Source organism: Achromobacter sp. HZ34 (genome assembly GCF_002209485.1).
Taxonomy (GTDB): Bacteria; Pseudomonadota; Gammaproteobacteria; order Burkholderiales; family Burkholderiaceae_B; genus Bordetella_C.
The window spans coordinates 243,107-264,197 of record NZ_NJIX01000001.1; the positions used below are offsets into that span (position 1 = coordinate 243,107).

General features: G+C 64.7%; 18 protein-coding genes. 13 read left to right on the plus strand and 5 right to left on the minus strand.

Annotated features, from left to right (window positions below; genetic code table 11):
• Positions 1-20: 20 nt before the first annotated feature.
• A complete protein-coding gene (locus CEY05_RS01030; RefSeq protein WP_088595543.1) occupies positions 21-944 on the plus strand; it encodes a bestrophin family protein in 924 nt (307 codons plus the stop codon).
• Between the two features lie 81 nt (positions 945-1,025).
• Here the strand turns inward: CEY05_RS01030 and CEY05_RS01035 are convergent, their stop codons facing one another.
• Positions 1,026-1,460, minus strand: coding sequence for a cupin domain-containing protein (locus CEY05_RS01035; protein ID WP_088595544.1), 435 nt, complete (start codon positions 1,458-1,460; stop codon positions 1,026-1,028).
• A gap of 78 nt (positions 1,461-1,538) precedes the next feature.
• On the opposite strand from CEY05_RS01035, the gene CEY05_RS01040 reads away from it, so the two are divergent.
• Positions 1,539-1,985, plus strand: a complete 447-nt coding sequence (locus tag CEY05_RS01040; protein ID WP_088595545.1) for a MarR family winged helix-turn-helix transcriptional regulator — start codon at positions 1,539-1,541, stop codon at positions 1,983-1,985.
• Between the two features lie 199 nt (positions 1,986-2,184).
• Here CEY05_RS01040 and CEY05_RS01045 read toward each other — a convergent pair whose 3' ends face one another.
• Both CEY05_RS01045 and CEY05_RS01050 read right to left on the minus strand, forming a co-directional pair.
• Positions 2,185-3,813 (minus strand): ATP-binding protein, encoded by a 1,629-nt coding sequence (locus tag CEY05_RS01045; protein WP_088595546.1) that lies wholly within the window; start codon positions 3,811-3,813, stop codon positions 2,185-2,187.
• A gap of 186 nt (positions 3,814-3,999) precedes the next feature.
• Entirely contained in the window at positions 4,000-4,512 is a 513-nt protein-coding gene (locus CEY05_RS01050) for a DUF4262 domain-containing protein (protein ID WP_088595547.1), read from the minus strand.
• A 309-nt stretch (positions 4,513-4,821) separates the two neighbouring features.
• On the opposite strand from CEY05_RS01050, the gene CEY05_RS01055 reads away from it, so the two are divergent.
• Positions 4,822-5,814 (plus strand): tripartite tricarboxylate transporter substrate binding protein, encoded by a 993-nt coding sequence (locus CEY05_RS01055; protein WP_088595548.1) that lies wholly within the window; start codon positions 4,822-4,824, stop codon positions 5,812-5,814.
• On the opposite strand, the gene CEY05_RS01060 is transcribed toward CEY05_RS01055, so the two are convergent.
• Complete coding sequence (locus tag CEY05_RS01060; protein ID WP_088595549.1) at positions 5,801-6,757, minus strand: LysR family transcriptional regulator; 957 nt, start codon at positions 6,755-6,757, stop codon at positions 5,801-5,803. The genes CEY05_RS01055 and CEY05_RS01060 overlap by 14 nt on opposite strands.
• 172 nt (positions 6,758-6,929) lie before the next feature.
• On the opposite strand from CEY05_RS01060, the gene CEY05_RS01065 reads away from it, so the two are divergent.
• The 9 genes from CEY05_RS01065 to CEY05_RS01105 all read left to right on the plus strand — a co-directional run bounded on the left by CEY05_RS01065 (position 6,930) and on the right by CEY05_RS01105 (position 19,151).
• Positions 6,930-9,953: a molybdopterin cofactor-binding domain-containing protein gene (locus tag CEY05_RS01065; RefSeq protein ID WP_088595550.1), complete on the plus strand. Its 3,024-nt coding sequence runs from the start codon at positions 6,930-6,932 to the stop codon at positions 9,951-9,953.
• On the plus strand, positions 9,950-10,801 hold the full coding sequence (locus CEY05_RS01070; protein WP_088595551.1) for a xanthine dehydrogenase family protein subunit M: 852 nt from the start codon (positions 9,950-9,952) through the stop codon (positions 10,799-10,801). Before CEY05_RS01065 ends, CEY05_RS01070 begins: the two co-directional genes overlap by 4 nt.
• Positions 10,798-11,310 (plus strand): (2Fe-2S)-binding protein, encoded by a 513-nt coding sequence (locus CEY05_RS01075; protein ID WP_088595552.1) that lies wholly within the window; start codon positions 10,798-10,800, stop codon positions 11,308-11,310. The genes CEY05_RS01070 and CEY05_RS01075 overlap by 4 nt, the downstream gene beginning before the upstream one ends.
• Before the next feature lie 2 nt (positions 11,311-11,312).
• Positions 11,313-12,935: an AMP-binding protein gene (locus CEY05_RS01080; RefSeq protein ID WP_088595553.1), complete on the plus strand. Its 1,623-nt coding sequence runs from the start codon at positions 11,313-11,315 to the stop codon at positions 12,933-12,935.
• A gap of 106 nt (positions 12,936-13,041) precedes the next feature.
• Positions 13,042-14,559: a UbiD family decarboxylase gene (locus CEY05_RS01085; protein ID WP_088595554.1), complete on the plus strand. Its 1,518-nt coding sequence runs from the start codon at positions 13,042-13,044 to the stop codon at positions 14,557-14,559.
• Positions 14,556-15,164: a UbiX family flavin prenyltransferase gene (locus tag CEY05_RS01090; RefSeq protein WP_088595555.1), complete on the plus strand. Its 609-nt coding sequence runs from the start codon at positions 14,556-14,558 to the stop codon at positions 15,162-15,164. The genes CEY05_RS01085 and CEY05_RS01090 overlap by 4 nt, the downstream gene beginning before the upstream one ends.
• 17 nt (positions 15,165-15,181) lie before the next feature.
• On the plus strand, positions 15,182-15,988 hold the full coding sequence (locus tag CEY05_RS01095) for an enoyl-CoA hydratase/isomerase family protein (RefSeq protein WP_088595556.1): 807 nt from the start codon (positions 15,182-15,184) through the stop codon (positions 15,986-15,988).
• 12 nt (positions 15,989-16,000) lie between these two features.
• Positions 16,001-17,710, plus strand: coding sequence for a GMC family oxidoreductase (locus CEY05_RS01100; RefSeq protein ID WP_088595557.1), 1,710 nt, complete (start codon positions 16,001-16,003; stop codon positions 17,708-17,710).
• Positions 17,711-17,774: 64 nt separating this feature from the next.
• Positions 17,775-19,151, plus strand: a complete 1,377-nt coding sequence (locus CEY05_RS01105) for an MFS transporter (RefSeq protein ID WP_088595558.1) — start codon at positions 17,775-17,777, stop codon at positions 19,149-19,151.
• 100 nt (positions 19,152-19,251) lie between these two features.
• On the opposite strand, the gene CEY05_RS01110 is transcribed toward CEY05_RS01105, so the two are convergent.
• Entirely contained in the window at positions 19,252-20,214 is a 963-nt protein-coding gene (locus CEY05_RS01110; protein ID WP_088595559.1) for a YicC family protein, read from the minus strand.
• A 135-nt stretch (positions 20,215-20,349) separates the two neighbouring features.
• On the opposite strand from CEY05_RS01110, the gene rph reads away from it, so the two are divergent.
• Positions 20,350-21,087, plus strand: coding sequence for a ribonuclease PH (gene rph / locus CEY05_RS01115; protein ID WP_088595560.1), 738 nt, complete (start codon positions 20,350-20,352; stop codon positions 21,085-21,087).
• Positions 21,088-21,091 lie beyond the last annotated feature (4 nt).

Sequence of the window (21,091 nt, forward strand, 5' to 3'; positions counted from 1 at the left end):
CCGCTTCGCGAGTACATTCCATGATCGTGCGTTCCAAGACGCCCTGGATCAGGCTGCTTTTTTCCCGGCAAGGTTCGATGTTCAAGTACATCGCCGCGCCGCTGGCCCTCAATTTGCTGCTGGCCTTGGTGGCGGTTTATGAGGAGCGGTCCGATCCTGGCTATTTCAATGAACTGAGTCCGGTTCCTTTCTCGCTGATCGGCGTGGCCTTGGCGATTTTCGTCGCGTTCCGCAATAACGTCTGCTACGCCCGGTTCTGGGAAGCGCGCAAGATGTGGGGCACCATGAAGAACACCACGCGCGATCTCGCGCGCTTTGTCCTCACTGCGCCGCAACTGCCCAAGGATGATGCGCGGGTCCGGCGCGCCGTCAACCTGCTGGCGGTTTTTCCCTACACGCTCAAGCATCAGCTGCGCGGCACCGATCCGCGTCCCAGCCTGACCCGCTTGCTGGAAAAGGACCTGGCCCTGGAAGTCCTGCGGCGTGACTGCCGCGCGCAGTATGTGCTTGAGTTGCTGCAGCAGCAAATGATGGAATGGCACCGGGAGGGACAGTATGGGGAAGTCCTGCTGGGAACGGGGTTGCAGGGGCTGGAGATCCTGAGCGGTGTGCTTGGCGGCTGCGAGCGTATTCGGGGCACGCCCGTGCCTTATCCCTATGATGTGCTGCTGCATCGTACGACGCACGTCTATTGCGCCGTGCTTCCCTTCGGGCTGGTCGGCAGCCTGAGCTGGGCCACGCCTTTGATTTCCGTGTTCATTGCGTATGCCTATCTTGCTTGGCACGCCATCGCGACGGAGCTGGAAGAACCGTTCGGCGAAGAAGCCAACGATCTGGCGCTGGCGGCGATGTCGGTCGATACGGAGCGGGCCTTGCGCCAGGCGGTCGACGCCTTCAACCTGCCGCCGCGCGTGATGCCGGACCGGCGATTCAGGCTGCATTGAGCGGCGGCAGCTTGCGAGCTTCAGTGAACCGCTGCATGCCGGCCTCATCGCCACTGCCAGCGCGCCGCCGGCTGATGATACTCAGGGCGCCAGTTCGAGTCCGTGGCGCGCCATGACGGCTTTGAGCATGCTGAGGTCCGGCGGGCCGCCGGCGCCCAATACGCCAGCCACTTCGCGGAAATAGCCGGGGCCGATGTTGGCGGGCGAAAACACGACCAGCGCACGTGCGGGAACGTCGCCGGGGTTGGAGAAGTGATGAATGCTGCCCCGTGGCGAGAAGCAGTGGTCGCCCACCAGGAGCGTGCGGACACAGTCGTCGACCCGGTAGGTCAGCGACCCTTCCAGGATGTGGATGGTCTCGTCAACGTCTGCGTGGCGGTGGGGGGGAGGGACTTTGGCGAGCGGCTGCACGATCATCTCGGCCATCGCCATATGGCCCGCGGTGTCCTCGCCATCGACAATGAAGCGCATCGACAGGGAGCCTATGGTGATCGTTTCGTTGCGTGTCGAGTTCATGGCAGGCGATCCAGGGAGGGGCAGAGGGTATGGTAAAGTGACTTTACCATACGAGCTCCAGAATCATGCCTTCCAAATATGTCTTTCGAACTTGCCGGTGATGCGGATCCTGGCCATCCACTGGTGGGTGCGCTGCTGCGCTTTTGCCTGACCGAGGTGGAGCAGCGGCTGTGCGACGCCCTGGCGGCGGCGGGCTATGGTGATATCCAGGTAGCCCACTTCAAGGTGTTCCGTTTTCCGCCGCCGGAAAATGAGCGTCCCATCGACTTGGCCCAACGTGCCGGCCTGTCCAAGCAGGCGATGAACTACCTGCTGCTGCAATTGGAAGCTTCGGGCTATATCCGCAGGATCAGCGTACCCGGATCGTCCTCACGCCTGGTTTCGCTGACGGAAAAGGGCTGGAAGGTAGCGGCACTGCAGCGCGGCACCGTGCGCCAGATCGAACGCGAATGGGAGCGCCGCATCGGCAGGGAACGCTTCCAGACTTTCTATGCAGTACTTCAGGAATTGAGCGACGGCGGGTGATCGGCGTTGCTCAAAAAATGGCCATAGCGCAGGCATGACAGGAATCGCAGCGAAATTTGGCTCGACTTCAGAAATTAGAACTCGATTGAACCAAAAAAATCTGTTTATTTATCAATGTCATAGCGCGGTCGCCGCCACTTTCTCAGCTGTTGATTTGGCTCAGTAGTCTGAGATAGGGCCGGCCATGAACCAAATGACGCTACACATAACGCACGCCGCGTTTCGCCCCCTCTCGGCGGAGTCTTCCTTCTTTGACTAATTGCCCAAGGCAACGGCGGATACGTGATCGTGGTATCTCTGCGCCGATTCGGCAGTGTATTGCAGCGATCTGCGCTTGTGGATGCTGTTTGACGTCCTTCGTGATCAGGTCCACAAGGCATTGTTGATCCATACGATTGGAAATCGGGATATCTTCGAAGTCAAGGCTGCGGATGAGTTGCTCGTTGACGAAGTATCGGGTTGCCTGTGTGCGGCCCCTGACAAGGACGACTCCCCAATCCAGCAGTCTCTTCAGCCAGGGATTCAATAGCTCAACGCTGGAAAGCTCTAATGCATGGGCTAAATCCCGGGCTGTTAGCGCTTCATGTTGTGCCAATAAGCCGAGTGTGATTTTTTCACGCTGACTCATTGCGTACGTCAGATCAGCTTTGGCGATGAAGTCTATGATCTGAGGCTTGATGACCCGCCGGAACACGGTAACTTGCACGCCGTCGTGCAGCTCCTGCAATTGGGGCGCCGGGCGTCCTTGAGACAACAGCACTTCAAACATTTTGTCGAAACCGCTTCCTTCTCGCTCCATCAGCTTGAGATCGTGGAACAGGCGGGCCAAGTGCTCATCACGGCGTACGGTCGTGTGCAGTACATTCCTCGGAGTTACCCCGAGTGGTAGCAGGCCCGGATTCACGACATCCAGGCGATCAGGGTGCAAGTTAAGGAATATGTCACCGTGTTGTGTATACGGCCGATGGACCAGCGCGTTGACCAATAGTTCTCGCACCACGATTTCGTCGAATGCAGGCACCTGCTGGCGGTAGAGGCCGCTGGGCAGTTCGTAACTTTCCCGGAAGTCTGGAACGCTGCGCCAGACTTCCTCGACGAGCTCCATGGGATTCAGTGCGTGATCATCCCAGACTTGCTTGTTAATTTTTTGGCCGAGTTCATCGTATTTGATGACCTGAATTACAGGCGCTGTCGGTAGCAGGGCTCGATGCTCTCGCCTTCCAATACACAGAACCCCGAGGTGGGTCAGATATGCCCCACGTGCAAGCTGATAGTGATCCAGCAATTCATCATTGCCTTTCTCTTTGACTGACTTCTTGACTCTATCCGAGCTTCGAAGAGAGATGGCTAGCCGATCCAGCTTCCCGGCATCGGATTCTGTGCGGGGGATGAGTAAAAGTGTAGGCGTCTCCCAAGACGAACTATTGCGCTCCGCTGTCAGTCTCAAGACTTCGTCGCCAGTCACCGGCTTACTCTGGTCGGCGACGCGCAGGTAATAACGGCCATCCGAAGTAGAAGCCACAGCAGTGGCGCGTGGGATGAGGACTTCGATGTATTGCCCGCCATTGGCTGCCGTGAGTATGGTGGGCTGTGCGCTTACGTTGACCGTTCGTTCCCCGATTTTCCGTTTGAGCGTGTCCGCAAGCGCCAAGGGGATGCGCTGATCTGCCGCAGGCGCGTCTTTGTCATCTTCAACGCCGAGTACCAGGCAGCCCCCGGCTGCGTTGGCGAACGCTATGCAGTCTTTAACCAGCTCGCCCCAATCGACTGTTTTTTGCAGCAGTACTCGTAGGGATTTCTTGTCCAGCAGTTGACCTTCCCGGTGCACCGTTGATCTCCTCCACTTCCGTTGACAACTTCATTGGATGTCCTACCGGTCATCCGGCATCGCCAAGCGATGCCACGTGGGTTGTCATGCACGAAGCAGAGTTCCATGGACACATAGAAAAAACTGGGTATTTCGCGTGGCCGTGTGTTTAACATGATGGTCAGGTAGCAGTTGATAGCATGAAGCTCAATGCGACCCGTCGGCGGGTTCGGTCAGGACGGGTTGCAGGGCGTGCAGGGATTCGTCGGCGCCTGGTTGGCCGGGGAGCAGGCCGGCCTTGTCGGGCCAGAATAGTTGCAGGCAGGGGAAATCGGCATTGCCGTGGAACCAGAGATTCCAGCCCAGGTAGTCGGCGTAATGGGATTTGGCCATCGGCAGCAGCAGCGCCGGGCCGTTCTTGAAGATGGTGTCGGTAATGGCGCCGACCGGTGGCGGCTTGCCCGCGGCGATATCGTCGTAAATGCCGCCCAGCACCGCATGCGCGGTTTCCTGCCGCAAGGCGAATACCAGGATTTCCGGGAAACCATGGTTGACCCACAGACCCGTGGTGTAGGAAAACCCGGGGCCCTCATCGTCAGCGAACACGGCGGTGTGGAACCAGCCCTTGTCGCGTATCTGCTCAACGAAACGCTGTTCGTCAGCATCGAGAGCGGATGCCGGGGCATCCAGGGCGGTGGCGAGATCAGGATTTTTCGGCATGGGTGAGGGCGTTTCAGAATCGGCAGGTTGCAGTTACCAGGAAGCGGGAATGACCTCGGGCTTGGAAACAGTCACAAGGTCCCCCGGCACGTTCAAAAACTCACAGAAGAATAAGCCATCATTCAATGTGATGGAGATAATAATTTAATATTAATTGACGTGATGTCAGGCGCTTTCTAGACTTTTCTCCCATCGGCTGCTTCGAGACGACGGCATCGATAGAAATAAGCAGAAGCGGTACCAAGAAGCGCCGCAACGCCGCCGCTGGACTACGGGTGACGATGCATATAAAAAAACCAGGAGACAAGCATGCTGGCATCCCGTCGCAGGTTCGCGCTGTCCAACGTCTTTACAGGCCTGGCTCTGGCCCTTTCGGTGAGCATGGGCACCGCACAGGCCCAGGACGGACCCTACCCATCCAGGGCAGTGCGCATCGTGGTGCCATATCCCGTGGGAGGCTTCAATGACACGCTGGGCCGCCTCGTCGCGGCCAAGTTGGGCACGAAGTGGAAACAGCCCGTGCTCGTCGAAAACAAGCCCGGTGCCGGGACGGTAATCGGTACGCAGGCCGTGGCGCAAGCGCCCGCGGACGGCTACACCCTGCTGGTGGTGCAATTCCCGTTCGCCTCGAATCCCTCGCTGTACAAGCTGCCGTACGACACGGAGAAGGCGTTCTCGCCTGTCATCCTGGCCGGCCGCTCGCCCATGATGCTGGTGACGCACGCGGACAGTCCACTGCATAGCGTGAAGGATCTGCTGGCAGCCGCCAATTCCAAGACCCATGTCCTGAACTACGGATCGTCGGGGCCGGGTTCGTCGAATCACCTTGCCATGGCCTTGTTCGAAAGCCTTTCCAAGACGCATATGACGCAGGTGCCCTACAAGGGCAGCACGCCGATGCTGACTGACCTGTCTGGCGGACAGTTCGACGTGGCCGTGGATCTGCTACCCAACGCGCTGCCGTTCCTGAAGTCCGGCAAGGTGCGGGCATTGGCGGTGGCCAGTCCCAAGCGTTCGCCGCTGATGCCGGATCTGCCGACGGTGACCGAGGCTGGACTACCGGGCTACGAGGTCTCGTCCTGGCACGGCTTCGTGGTGCCCGCCGGTACGCCGGCCGATGTGGTCGCCAGGTTGAACCGCGACCTGAACGAGATACTGGCCATGCCGGACGTCAAGGAAACGTTCACGCAGCAAGGGGTTGAGCCGGACGGCGGCACGCCGGAACAGTTCCGCCTGTTCATCGCCAGCCAGGTGGCGCTTTGGAAGAAGGTCGTGCAGGACGGCCACATCACCGTTGAGTAAGCGTTTCCCCGAGGGCTGCCCCACGCTGGGCCTTGGGCTGTTTTATCGGCGCGGCAAGACCGCGCACGTGGCGCGTCATCACTTCCACGAATGCCGCGGCTTCGGCGGTCAGCGCCCGGCGGGGATGCGTCACGCAGACCACCTGCCGAAACAGCTGGGGGTCCGACACTTCATGCAGGCGCAGCCGGCCGCGCTGCACGCGGTTACGCACGGCGACGCGGGGCAGCAGGGTGGCGTAGGCGGTATTCTCGACCAGCTTGATGATGGACACGATAGAGTCCATTTCATACGTGGGCGACAGATCGATGTCCTCAGCCTGGGCGAAACTTTCCAGGATGCCGCGCAGTCCATGCTGGCGCGTCGGTAGCGCAAGATCGAGCTGGGCGGCGGTGCGCAAGGGCACGGTCGGGCCCAGGTCATGGGCATGCCTGCTGCCGGTCACCAGCACCAGGTCCTCGTCGACGATGTGCTCGACGGCCAGGGACAATGGGCGGCGCGGCTTGTTGATGAACGCGGCATCCAGCTGGCCGCCCGCCACCAAGTCGCCCAGCGTGGCGCTGTAGCCATCGGTGACGGTGATGGTGACCTGCGCATGCTGCGCGGCGAATTCCTCGATGGCGTCCGACAGCACACCCTGGGCGATGGACGCGATCATGCCGATATTGACGTGACCCTTGAGTTCGCCGTCGGTACGCAGCAGCTGGTCGCGCGCATGCGTGAAGTCGCGCATGATCGGCAGGAAAGTGCGGTACATCTGCCGCGCCGCCGAGGTCGGCCGCATGCCCTGTTGGCTGCGCTCGAACAGCTTGCGGCCGATCTCGTCTTCCAGGCGGGCGATCTGCATGCTCAGCGCCGGTTGCACGATATTCAGCCGCCGCGCCGCGCGGGTGACCGTGCCTTCTTCGTACAAGCAGATGAAGTACTGGATCTGCCGCAATTCCATGGTCTGGCTCCATTCCGTCGATCAGTTGCGCGCTGCGCATCACGCCTCGCGCGAGCAGTATCAGTTTATATGATGGAAAAGATAATTAAAGATTAATTGACCTGATATACCCCGCTTCCTAGACTGCAGTGACGAGACATTTGCCGATAGGCCCGAGCCAATCCAGACCAACATGGATACCAGTAGTCGACCCGTTCCTGCCGCGGACACCGCGCGGTCCCAGCCCCCGCAGTCCCGACCCCATCTTGGCCGGGCCAGCGAGCGCGTGGAAGACCAGGCCATCCTGACGGGCCGGGGCCGCTACGGCGACGACGCTGCCCTGCATCCCGGCACGCTGCACGCGGCCATCGTCCGATCGCCCCATGCGCACGCACGCCTGGCTGGCGTCGACATCGCCAGGGCGATGGCCTCCCCGGGCGTGCGCGCCGTCCTCATTGGTGCTGACCTGGCGGCGTGGTCGCGCCCCTTCGTGGTGGGCGTCAAGCAGCCCATGGAGCAATGGTCGCTGGCCGTGGACAAGGTGCGCTATGTGGGTGAACCGGTTGCCGTGGTGATCGCGGAAAGCCGCTATCTTGCCGAGGATGGCGCCGATCTGGTGCAGGTCTCCTACGAGCCGCTGGCAGCCGTCGTCACGGTGGAAGACGCGCGCGCGGACGATGCCCCGGTGCTGCACGAGAAAGTGGGCAGCAATATCGTCAGCGACCGCTCTTTCCGCTACGGCGATCCGGAGGCGGCCTTCGCGGCGGCGCCGCATCGCATCGGACTGACCATCCGCTATCCCCGCAATTCATGCACGCCCATCGAATGCGCGGTGGTCGTGGCCGAATACGTGTCGGCGCAGGATGGGTATGACGTGCAGTCGAATTTCATGGGGCCGTTCTCGCTGCACACCGTGATGGCGCTGGCCTTGAAAATACCGGGCAATCGCCTGCGCCACCGCACGTTCGCGGATTCGGGCGGCAGCTTCGGCGTCAAGCAGGCCGTGTTTCCCTACGCGGTACTGATGTGCCTGGCCGCGCGCAAGGCGGGTGCACCCGTGAAGTGGGTGGAGGACCGCCTGGAGCATCTCGCGGCCGCCACCTCCGCGACGGGACGCCTTGCCCATATCGAGGCCGCCGTGCAGGCCGATGGCCGCATCACCGCCTTGTCCTACGACCAGTACGACGATTGCGGCGGCTATCTGCGCGCGCCGGAGCCTGCCACTTTCTACCGCATGCACGGCTGCTTGACCGGCCCCTACGACATTCCCAACCTGTCGGTACGCAATCGCGTGGTGCTGACCAACAAGACGCCGGCGGGGCTGGTGCGCGGGTTCGGCGGACCGCAGGTGTACTTCGCGCTGGAGCGCCTGATGCAGCGCATCGCGCGCCAGCTGGATATCGACCCGCTGGCGCTGTACCGGCGCAACTTTATCGCCGCCGACGCCTTTCCTTACCGGGCCGCCGCGGGGGCGCTGCTGGATTCAGGGAACTACCAGGGTGCCCTCGACCTGGTGGCGTCCGAGGGCGGCTTGCAGGACCTGCTGGCACGGCGGCAGGAAGTGCGTGCGCGTGGCGGTCTTTACGGCATCGGTTATGCCGCCATCGTCGAGCCCTCGATTTCCAATATGGGCTACATCTCCACTGTGCTGCCCAAGGAAGCACGCGAGAAGGCGGGCCCCAAGAACGGCGCCATCGCGGCCGCTACCGTCGCGGTCGATCCGCTGGGCGGGGTCAATGTCGTGGTGGCGTCGGCGCCGGCCGGCCAGGGCCACAAGACCGTCTGCGCACAAGTGGTCGCCGATGTGTTGGGCGTGGACCCCGCGGTAGTGTCGGTAAATGTGGAATTCGATACACAGAAGGACGGCTGGTCGGTGGCCGCCGGCAATTACTCCAGCCGCTTCGCCGGCGCGGTGGCGGGCACCGTGCATCTGGCCGCCAGCCGCCTGCGAGACAAGCTGGCCGCCATTGGGGCGCATCAGTTCGGCTGTGCGGTGGAAGAGGTAGTGTTCGGCGACGGCAAGATAGGCCAGCGCAGCCAGCCCGATAAAGCGCAACCCTTCGCGCGTGTCGCGGCCAATCCCCATTGGGCGCCGGCGCTGCTGCCGCCCGGTGTCGAACCGGGCTTGCGGGAAACGGTGTTCTGGACGCCGCCGCAACTCAGCGCGCCGGATGACCAGGACCGCGTCAACACATCGGCCGCGTACGGCTTCGCTTTCGACGTCTGCGCGGTGGAGATCGACCGCGCCACGGGCCGGGTGCGCATCGATCGCTACGTCACCACCCACGACGCCGGCCGCATCCTCAATCCCGCGCTGGCCGACGGCCAGATCCGTGGCGCCTTCGCCCAGGGCCTGGGCGCGGCGCTGATGGAAGAGTTCCGCTATGGCCAGGATGGCAGCTTCCAGTCGGGCACCTTCGCCGACTACCTGGTGCCGACCACCTGCGAGGTTCCGGAACCGCTCATCCTGCACATGGAAACGCCCAGCCCGTTCACCCCGCTGGGCGCGAAGGGACTGGGCGAGGGCAACAACATGAGCACGCCCGTCTGCGTGGCGAATGCCGTGGCGGACGCGCTGGGCGCCGACGACGTGACGCTGCCGCTCACCCCCGCCAAGGTGATGGCCTTGATAGGCATGGAAGATCCCCCGCCTTCGGCGGGCGCGGCGCAGGCCTTGCCCGAAGCAGGCAGCGCAGGCGAACCCCGCAAGGGCGGCAAGGCGCTGTCCGCCCGTGGCGAAGTCAGGTTGGCGGCCACCCCGGCGGCGGTCTTCGCGGTGCTGCTGGACCCCGTCGCGCTGGCCAAGGTGATCCCGGGCTGCAATGCCTTGACGCCGGCCGGAGAGAACCGCTATCGCGCCGACGTCACGGTGGGCGTGGGCATGATCAAGGCGCGGTATGCGGCGGAGGTCGCCTTGTCCGAACTCGATCCGCCCAACGGCCTGCGGCTGTCCGGCACGGGGATTTCCAGCGTGGGCACCGCCAAGGGCAGCGGGCTGGTGACCTTGCGGGCTGACGGTAGCGGCACCTTGCTGACCTATGACTACGAAGCCGAAGTGTCCGGCAAGGTCGCGGCCGTCGGTGGCCGCATGCTGGAAGGGGCCGCGCGCATCGTGCTGCGCCAGCTGTTCGATCAACTGGGCCGGCAGGCGAGCGGCGGCGCGGCGGAGGGCTCGTGGTGGCGTCGCCTGCTGGGCCGCTGGAGACGCAAACCATGAAACCGCAGGCGTTCGACTATATCCGCGCGGAGTGCGCCCAGGATGCGGTGGAGGCCCTGGCCGAACTGGGCGCCGATGGCCGCATCCTGGCTGGCGGGCAGTCGCTCATGGCCGTACTGAACATGCGGCTGGCCCAGCCTGCCGCCTTGATCGACATTTCCCGCGCCAGCGATCTGGACTATGTGAAGGTGGAAAAAGGCTGGATGACGATAGGCGCGGCCACGACCCAGGCGAGTATCGAATGGCGTAAGGATCTCGCGGCCGAGGTGCCCATGCTGGCGCAGGCGATTCCCTTCATCTCGCATTTCCAGATCCGCAATCGCGGGACGGTGTGCGGCTCGGTGGCGCATGCCGACCCCAGTGCGGAGCTGCCGCTGGTTCTGGCCGCGCTGGGCGGGGAAGTGCTGCTGCGCACGCGCCGCAAGCGCCGCACCTTGCCGGCGCCGGACTTCTTCCAGGGCATGCTGATGACGGCGCGCGCACCGGATGAACTGGTGGAGGCCGTGCGTTATCCGCTGGCAGCGCAGGGCGCGCGCTACGCCTTCGACGAGTTTTCATCACGGCACGGCGACTTCGCCATCGCCTCGGTCGCGGCGGTGGCCGATGAACGCCAGCTCACCCTGGCCGTGGGAGGTGTCGCCGATCGGCCCACGGTGCAGCGCTGGCCGCGCATGCCGGCGGCTGACATGGCTGCCGCCGTCAACGATTTCGCCTGGCAACTGGACGCGCAGGACGATGCCCACGCAACGGCGGTCTTCCGCCGCCATCTGGTGCGCACGCTGGGGATGCGCGTGCTGCACGAGGTCATGGGCGCGACAGACGGCGCTGGCCGGCCGGAGGATGCATGAAACGGCTCAATCGCGACCAGGCCCACACGGTGGCCTTCGTCCTGAACGGCGAGCCACGCCGCGCGGCGTGCGAGCCTCGCACCTTGCTGTCGGATCATCTGCGCCACGGCCTGGGCGCCACCGGCACGCATGTCGGTTGTGAACACGGCGTCTGCGGTGCCTGCACAGTGTTGATCGATGGCGTGGCGGGCCGCGCGTGCATGACGCTGGCGGTCCAGGTGGACGGCTGCCACATCGATACCGTCGAAGGGCTGGCGGACGACGACGGCGCACTGAACGACCTGCAGCGCGCGTTCCGGCGCAACCACGCGCTGCAGTGCGGATTCTGTACGGCAGGCATCCTCATGTCCTGCCAGGATTACCTGGGGCGCAATCCCGACCCCAGCGAACAGGACGTGCGCGACATGTTGTCGGGCCATCTGTGCCGGTGCACCGGCTATACGAATATCGTCAAGGCCGTACTTGAAACCGCGGCCGAACGGCGGGCAGCGTCACGAGGAGCGGGGTAAGCATGCTGGACCTGGGAAAGACTTTCTTGCAGAGCGTCGAACGCAATCCCGACGCCCCGGCCATCGTGGATGGTGAACGGTCGCGATGTTACGCCGAGTGGCATGCCGACATCGCCGCCCTGGGTGAGGCGCTGGTGGAAATGGGGCTGCGCAAGGGCGAGCGGGTGCTGGCGGTCTTGCAGAACCGCTACGAAATGGCGACCTTGCACTGGGCCTGCCAGTTTGTGGGGCTGGTGATGACTCCCCTGAACTGGCGTGCGAAGCCGGACGAGGTGGTCTACTGCATCGAGAACGCGGAAGCGCGTGTCGTGTTCTTCGAAGCGGTGAGCGCCGCAGCCGTGGTCAGCGCCGCGCGGCAATGCCGGGTGCCCGCGGTGGCGGTGGGCGATATCCAGAGCGAGGCCCAGGCGGATGTCCAGGCCGATAGCCAGGCCGATATCCACACTGAGATACAGTCAGAACTACAGGCCGGCCTGCGTTTCGATTCCCTGGTGGCGGCGCATCATGGCGCCGCGCTGGCGCCGGCCGCGCAGGCCGACGACTACTCCCTGATGCTGTATACGTCCGGCACCACCGGCAAGCCGAAAGGCGTGCCGCGCCGGCATCGCCACGAACGCGCCGCCGCCCTGGCGCACGTGGCGCAGAACCTGTACGGACGCGGCGAGCGCACGCTGGGTGTGATGCCGCTGTATCACACCATGGGCGTGCGTTCGCTATTGGCCATGGCGCTGGTCGACGGGCTGTTCGTCTGCATGCCCAGATTCGATGCGGCCGCCACCCTGGAGGCTATCGCACGGCACCGCCTGACCTGCCTCTACCTGGTGCCCACGCTCTATCACGACATGCTGGCCTGCCGCGAGCGCAACGGCGGCGACGTATCCTCGGTGACCAAGCTGGGATTCGCCGGCGCGCCGATGCACGATGCCTTGCTGCAGCGCCTGGACAAGGTGTTCCAGCCGCGCATCTTCGTCAACCACTATGGTTCGTCGGAGATCTACACCGTGGCCATCGACGCCGACGCCACGCGCAAGCCGGGCAGCGCGGGCAAGGCGGGCATCAATACGCGCTTGCGGGTGGTGACCCTGGGCGCCGATGACCCCGGCGCGGCAAGCGCGCTGGCGGCCCGGGGCGTGGAGGGCGAGATCGTCGCCGACCTGGCGGGGGACGAGGCCTTCGAGGGCTATTGGAAGCGTCCCGACGCCGACGCCAAGTCGATACGTAATGGCTGGTACCGCACCGGCGATACCGGATATGTGGACCGGGACGGCGATCTCTACGTTACCGGCCGCGTCGACGACATGATCATCAGTGGCGGCGAAAACATTTCGCCGGTGGACATCGAGTCCGTACTGTCCTTGCATCCGGCGGTGGACGAAGTGTCCGTGGCCGGCATGCCGGACGAGCGCTGGGGCCAGCGGGTGGTGGCTTTCGTGAAACGCAAGACCGCCGTGGATGCGGCGGAGCTGGACCGCTATTGCCAAGGTTCCGACCTGCCGAACTTCAAGCGCCCCCGTGAATACGTGTTCGTCAATGAAATCCCCAAGTCGCCGGTGGGCAAGGTCTTGCGCCGCAAGCTGTCCGCTGGCGAATACGAACCGGATACGTCGACCGGTACGCCGGCATGAAGGCGTAAAGGCATGAAGGCATGAAGGCATGAAGGCATGAAGGCATGAAGGCATAAATGCGTAGATACGTGGACCATTCCCCACAACCTCATTCGTCGAGCGCAACATGACGCAAGCACAATCCCGATTCCGCAGGGCGCCGCACACCGATCTGCGCGGCTGGCTCAACCACCTGGCTGCGACCGACCGCCTGGCCGTGATCAAGCCGGGCGCGGCGCTGGAGCACGAGCTGGCGGCCATCGCCAAGCGCCTGGACGGCAAACAGGCGGCCTATTTTCCTGAGCCGGGTGGTCATGCCGTCCCGGTGGTGTCAGGCTTCATGGCGCGCCGCGGCTGGATTGCCGAGGCCATGGGCGTGGCGGAAGCGGAACTGCTGACGGCCTTTCGCAATGCGGCGGCCGAACCGCTCCCTGCGCGCGAGGTGCCGCGGGCCGAGGCGCCTTGCCAGCAAGTGGTGCATCGTGCGCCTGACGTGCGTGCCATCCTGCCCGTGCCCACGCACAGCGAGCACGACAACGGACCCTATATCACCGCGGGCATGGTGATCGCGCGCAATCCGGCCAACGGCGTGCAGAACGTCTCCATCCATCGCATCCAGGTGCATGCCAAGGACCGCATGGCGATCCTGCTGCTGCCCCGCCATCTGCTGGCCTTCTACAAGGAGGCCGAGAAACGCGGCCAGGACCTGCCGGTGGCGGTGGTGATCGGCGCGGATCCCTTGACCTTGCTGGCGTCCCAGGCGATCGCCCCCATCGACAGCGACGAGCTGGAGGTGGCCGGCGCGCTGCACGGCAGCCCGTTGCGCGTGGCGCGCTGCCTGACCAATGACGTGCATGTCCCGGCCGACGCGGAGATCGTCATCGAGGGCCGCATCCTGCATGGCGTGCGCGAGGCGGAAGGACCGTTCGGCGAGTTTCCCAAGTACTACAGCGCACGCGAACAGCGCGAAGTCATCGCCGTGGACGCCATCACGCATCGGCAATCGCCCATCTTCCATACCATCGTCCCCGCCGAGATGGAACATCTGCTGCTGGGTTCCATCCCCCGTGAAGCGACCTTGCTGGCGCATCTGCAGCGCAGTTTCCCCAATGTCCTGGACGTTCATCTGTCCATCGGTGGGGTGGGGCGGTACCACCTGTACGTCAAGCTGCGCAAGACGCATGAAGGCCAGCCCAAGAACGTGATACTCGGGGCCTTCGGTGCCCATTACGACATCAAGCAGGTGATCGTGGTCGACGACGACGTCGAGGTGCACGACACGCAGCAGGTGGAATGGGCGGTGGCGACACGCTTTCAGGCGGATCGGGACCTGGTGGTGATCAGCGGCGCCCAGGGCTCGGCCCTGGATCCTTCGACCACGCTGGCCAGCGCGCAGTCCGGGGAGGTGGCGCCCGCGCACGAACAGGGTATCAGCGCCAAGATGGGCCTGGATGCGACGCGCCCGGTCAAGTATCACGAGCACACGTTCACCAGGGTCCGCGTGCCTGGCGAAGATACCGTGGACCTGGGGGCATGGGTCGATGGTGACCGCCATGTCGACTTCACGGCGGGAGCCAGGACGCCAGCGCCGGAGCCGGCGCTGGCCGAAGCGGTGATGGCCGGACCGACGATGGCCAGGCCATGAGCGTCGCCGGCCGCAAACGCCTGATCGTGGCGATCACCGGCGCCAGCGGGTCGATCTATGGCGTACGCATCCTGCGGGAACTACGCTGCCATCCCGAATGGGAAAGCCATCTGGTGCTGTCAGCATCCGGCGCGTTGACGGCGGCGCAAGAGCTTGCCCTGAAGCGCACCGAGATCGAGGCACTGGCCGATGTCGTCCACAACGTCAAGGACGTCGGCGCGGCCATTTCCAGCGGATCGTTTCCGACGGAAGGCATGGTGATCGCGCCTTGCTCGATGAAAACGCTGGCGGCGGTGGCGCTGGGCATGGGCGACAACCTGGTCAGCCGCGCCGCGGACGTCGCCCTGAAAGAGCGGCGCCGTGTGGTGCTGCTGGCGCGCGAGACGCCCTTGAATCTGGCCCATCTGCGCAATATGACCAGCGTGACGGAGATGGGCGGCATCATTTTTCCCCCGGTTCCGGCCTTCTACAACCTGCCGTCCTCGCTGGACGACGTCATCAACCATACCGTCGGCCGGGTTCTCGACCTGTTCGGCGTCCACCACGAACATCTACTGGAACGCTGGCAAGGCTTGCGCAAGCCGCAAGCTGCGCCGGAGCCTTGAAACGAAGGAGCTACAACGTGACTACCTTGCGACATCCCGCCCAGCACCTGTTGGAAAATCTCGATGGCTTCCGTGTCGAGATCGATGCGGACAAGCAGCGCGCCGACATCGTCCTGGCCCGCCCGCCATTCAACATCATCGCCATGCCGCAGCGCGATCAGCTGCGCCTGGTGTTCGAAGCCCTGGACGAGGACGACCGGGTACGGGTGATCGTGCTGCGCGCCGAAGGCGAGCACTTTTCCAGCGGGGGCGACATCAAGGGCTTCCTGGAGGCCTCACCCGAGCACGTGTCCAAGCTGGCCTGGAACATTGCCGCGCCGGCCCGCTGCGGCAAACCCGTGGTCGTCGCCAATCGTGGCTATACCTTTGGCGTAGGATTCGAGATTTCGCTGGCCTGCGACTTCCGCATCGCCAGCGAGACCACGCAATACGCCTTGCCCGAACAGAAGCTCGGCCAGATCCCCGGCTCGGGCGGCTCGGCGCGCCTGCAAAAAATGGTGGGGATCACGCGCACCAAGGACGTGGTGATGCGTTCGCGCCGCATCAGCGGCAAGCAGGCCTATGAGTGGGGCGTCGCCACGGAGCTGGTGCCGGATGCGGAACTGGAGAGCGCCACCGACAAGCTGGTGGCCGAGCTGGTGGGCTTCTCGCCGCTGGCGCAACGCACGGCCAAGAAGCTGCTGAACGACACGGAAGATGCTTCGTTGTCGGCGTCGATCGAACTGGAGGGCCACTGCTACAGCCGCCTGCGCAGTTCCGACGACTTCCGCGAAGGCGTGGAAGCTTTCCATGGCAAGCGCCCGCCCAAGTTCCGTGGCAGCTGAGGCGAACGACCGATGAGCGACGCCGTGGCACGCAAGTACGACTACGTCATCGTTGGCGGCGGCTCGGCGGGCTGCGTGCTGGCCCATCGCCTGTCCGCGCGTCCCGATTGCCGCGTCGCCTTGGTGGAGGCGGGCGAGGATACGCCGCCCGGCGCCGAACCGGAGGAAATCCTCGACAGCTATCCCATGCCGGTGTTTTGCGGCGAGCGGTGGATCTGGCCGGCCTTGACCGCGGCCGCCACCCGCGATTCGGCACGCCGGGTCTACGAACAGGGCAGGGCGATGGGCGGCGGGTCCAGCATCAATGTGCAGTCGGCCAATCGGGGCCTGCCGCGCGACTACGATGACTGGGCCGCCGGCGGCGCCAGCGGCTGGGGCTGGGACGAGGTGCTGCCTTATTTCCGCAAGCTCGAACGGGACCTCGATTATCCGCGGCACCCCTTGCACGGCGCCGATGGCCCCATCGCCATCCGCCGGATCGGACCGGCGCAATGGCCGCCGTTTTGCCATGCCTTCGCTGACGGCTTGCGCGCGCAAGGCCTGGCGCCCTTGGCGGACCAGAACGCGGAGTTTGGCGATGGCTATTTCCCGGGGGCCTTCTCCAACGAGAACGATCGCAGGGTGTCGGCGGCGGCGGGGTATCTGGATGCCGCCACGCGCGGGCGTCCCAACCTGGACATCTACGCGACGACGCGCGTGCACCGTCTGTTGATGGCCAGGCCAGCGTCCGGCGGCGTATCCGCCACCGGCGTCGCGGTCATCGACAGTGCGGGCCACGCCTTCGAACTGCACGCCGAGCGCGAAGTGCTGGTGTGCGCGGGCGCCCTGCAATCGCCGGTGCTGCTGATGCACGCGGGCATCGGTAACGCGACCGCACTGGCGCGGCAGGGGATCGCCAGCCTGCTGCATCTGCCCGGCGTCGGCCGTGAATTGCAGGATCATCCGTCGCTGACGTTTTGCCATTATCTGGCGCCGCGCTGGCGTGTGCCTCTGATGCGCCGTCGCGCCAGCATGACGGCGGCGCGCATCAGCTCGGGGGTGGCGGATTGCGACGACGCCGATCTCTACCTGTCCAGCGCGACACGCGCTGCGTGGCATGCCCTGGGCAGCCGGCTGGGCTTGTTCTTTCTGTGGTGCAACCGGCCCTATTCGCGGGGCCGTGTCGAGCTTGCATCCGGCGATCCTGGCGCGCCGCCCAAGGTGGATTTGAACCTGCTGGACGACCCGCGCGACCTGGCGCGGCTGATGCAGGGCGTGCGCGTGCTGGCGCGCGTGGTGCGCGCCAGCGGCCTGGGCGACGACGAGCGGGATTTCTTTCCGGCGGCCTTCTCGCCGCGGGTCAAGGCATTGAGCCGCTATACACCGGGCAATGCGCGGCTGACGCGCTTGCTGGGAACCGCGCTGGATGCGCCCGCGCCCTTGCGGCGGGCCCTGATCGGCCGCTTCTTCAATGGCGGGCGGCGCATGTCCGCGCTGCTGGCTGACGAGCAGGAATTGGCGGCTTTCATCCGCCGTCAGGTGTTCGGCGTCTGGCATGCCAGCGGTACCTGCCGCATGGGCGCCGCGCAGGATCCGCGCGCCGTCACCGATAACCAGGGCCGGGTGCACGGCGCGCACAAGCTGCGGGTGGTCGACGCGTCGCTGATGCCGCGCCTGCCGTCGGCCAACACGAATATTCCGACGATCATGATCGCCGAGAAGATCGCCGACGCCATGGGGTGAACGGCGGCAGTGCGCATGGCTCCGGCGTAGAACGGGCCAGAACATAAAACCAGGGAGTAGACAAATGTCCATGAGCATGCAGCAAGGGGCGATGCCCGCAAGGACGGATAGCCGGCAGGTCGCAGGGGCGGTCATCGCCTCGTGCCTGGGATGGGCGCTGGATCTGTTCGACCTGTTCGTACTGTTATACGTGGCGCCCGTGGTGGGGCGGCTGTTTTTCCCGTCGCAGCATGCGATGCTGTCGTTGGCGGCGGTGTATGCCTCGTTCGCGGTGACGCTGTTGATGCGTCCGCTGGGCTCGGCGTGGTTCGGCTCCTATGCCGACCGCAAGGGACGCAAGGGCGCGATGATACTGGCGGTGGTCGGCGTGGGGGTCTCCACGGCGGCGTTCGGGCTGTTGCCCACGGTGGCGCAGGTGGGGCTGCTGGCGCCGGTGCTGTTCATCATCCTGCGCCTGATCCAGGGCATCTTCGTCGGCGGCGTGGTGGCTTCGACCCACACGATAGGTACGGAGTCGGTGTCGCCGCGCTACCGGGGCGCCGTGTCGGGCCTGGTGGGCGGCGGCGGGGCGGGGATCGGGGCCTTGCTGGCTTCCCTGGTGTACATGCTGATGTCGCATCTGTTCCCGGGAGACCAGTTCGACGTGTGGGGCTGGCGCTGCATGTTCTTCACCGGTCTGATCAGCTCGGTGCTGGGCCTGTTCATCTTCAATCGCCTGGAAGAATCGCCCTTGTGGAAGAAGGCCGCGCAGGCGAAAGCGGCGCGGGCGGGCCAGGCGCGCCGCGACAACACGCTGGCCGTGCAGCGCTCGCCGCTACGCACGCTGTTCGCGGGTGAATACCGATCGGTGCTGCTGGTGAACTTGCTGCTGACCATAGGCGGCGGTTCCGGCTACTACCTGACTTCGGGATACCTGCCCACTTTCCTGAAGCTGGTCAACCAGGCGCCCAGTGGCGTGGCGGCCAACATCCTGATGGCGTGCTCGGTGGCGGTGATCGTCGTGGCCTTGGCCTTCGGTCACCTGAGTACCTTCATCGGGCGCAAGCGCACCTTCCTGCTGGTCGGCATCGTGCAGATCTTCGGCTTGCCCTATCTGTACATGAGTCTGCAGCAGGCCCAGACGCCGCTGCAGATCGGCGTGCACGCCGTGCTGCTGGCCTCGCTGGGCTGCGCCAGCTTCGCCCCCATCCTGATCTTCTTGAATGAACGCTTTCCCACGGCCATCCGCGCAACCGGCACGGGGCTGTCGTGGAACATCGGCTTTGCGATCGGCGGGATGATGCCGACCTTCGTGTCGCTGGCGGCGGCCACGCCGGCCGACCTGCCGTTGACGCTTTCGATATTTGCCGGGGTGATCAGTGTGCTGTTCGTCATCGGCGCGTTCATCGTGCCGGAGACGCTGGGCCGGCTGGATGAAGCGCCGGCCGGTGGGGAGGAGTGACGCGGGCGGTCAGTGTCCGTGTGCGGGACGTGTAACGCCCATGCACGCGGCGCTGCCATAACCCGCAACTGGCCAGGGCGCGCCACCGCCCCCCGGCCTTTTATTCGATGTTCTGCGCCTGTTCGCGCATCTGTTCGATCAGCAGCTTCAAGTCCATGGCGGCGCGGGTGACTTCCACGTTGCCGGCCTTGGAGCCCAGGGTATTGGCTTCGCGGTTCATTTCCTGGAACAGGAAATCCAGGCGCTTGCCGGCGCTGCCGGTGGGGCCCTTCTTGCCGCCGCCGCTGTTGGCATTGCCCTTGTCCTTGCCGGCCTTGCCTTCCGCGGCACCCAGGATGTGGGTCAGTTCGGCCAGGTGCGAACGCAGGCGGGCCAATTCCTCGGCGACGTCGATGCGCAGGGCGAACAGGGTGGCTTCCTGGGACAGGCGTTCGCTCAGTTCGGAGCCGCTGATATTGGCGAAGCCGCCCGGGAACGCGGACTCGACCGTTTCGCGCAGCTTGGTCGCAAGTTTTTCGCGATGGTCGGCCAGCAGTTGCGGCAGCAGTTGTTCGACATCGCCCACGATCTTTTCAATGCCGGTGGCGCAGTCGCGCATGACGTCGGCCAGTCGTTCGCCTTCGCGGGCGCGGGTGTCCTGCAATTGCGCCAGCGCCTGGCGCGCCGCTTCCATGCCAGCCGCGCCCCAGGTTTGCGGATCCATGGCGTCGTTATTGCGTTGGCCGGGCCAGTTGAAGAGTTCGGCCAGGCGCGGCGGCGCGATTTCAGGCAGGATCTGACGGGCGGCGGCCAACTGCTCGGACAGGGCCTGCAGCCAGGTCGGATCCAGGCGCGGCACATCGGCGTCGGCATTGCGGGTATAGCTGACGCGCACCTCGACCTTGCCGCGCCCCAGATTGCTGGTGAGCAACTCACGCAAGGGCGATTCCAGATGGCGCAGGTCGTCCGGCAGACGGAAATGCAGATCGAGGAAACGGCTGTTCACGCTGCGGAATTCCAGCGCCACCGAACCTTGTTCGAGATCGGCGCGGGCGCTGCCGAAAGCGGTCATGCTACGTATCATGTCGTGTATCCAGGGTTGATGCTGGCGCCCGCCGCAAGATGGGGCAGGCGCATGGCCCGAGGATAACAGAGGGTGGCCATTACAATGCCGGCCATTGCATCGCGACATCCCTACCTTTCCACTGGAGCCTATCCCATGACCACCACCGTTACGCCAGGCGCGCGCGCCTCCGGCCGCGCCGTTGACGAGCTGCGTCCTTTTTCCCTGGAGCGCGGGTTCACGCGTTATGCCGAAGGCTCGGTGCTGGTCAAGGCAGGCAATACCCATGTGCTGTGCACGGCCAGCGTTCTGGATAAGGTGCCGCCTTTTCTGAAAGGTAAGGGACAGGGTTGGGTCACCGCGGAGTACGGCATGTTGCCGCGCGCCACGCATACCCGTGGGGATCGTGAAGCCGCGCGTGGCAAGCAGAGCGGCCGCACCCAGGAAATCCAGCGCCTCATCGGCCGCAGCCTGCGTGCCGTCGTTGACATGGCCTTGCTGGGCGAACGTACGCTGCATATCGATTGCGATGTGCTGCAAGCCGATGGCGGTACCCGTTGCGCCAGCATCACCGGGGCGTGGGTGGCGGCGGCCGATGCCGTGGCCTTGTTGATGAAGCGGGGCAATCTGGCCGTGAATCCCTTGCGCGACCATGTGGCTGCCGTTTCCGTCGGCATGGTGGACGGGCGGCCCGTGCTGGATCTGGACTACGTCGAAGACTCGGCCTGCGATGCCGACGTCAACGTGGTCATGACCGGCGCTGGCCGTTTTGTCGAAGTGCAGGGGACTGCGGAAGGCGTCACCTTCGATCGCAAGGAACTCGACAGCATGCTGGCCCTGGCCGAAAAGGGCATCGCGGGACTGGTGCAGGCGCAGAAGAAATCCCTGGCGTGACCGC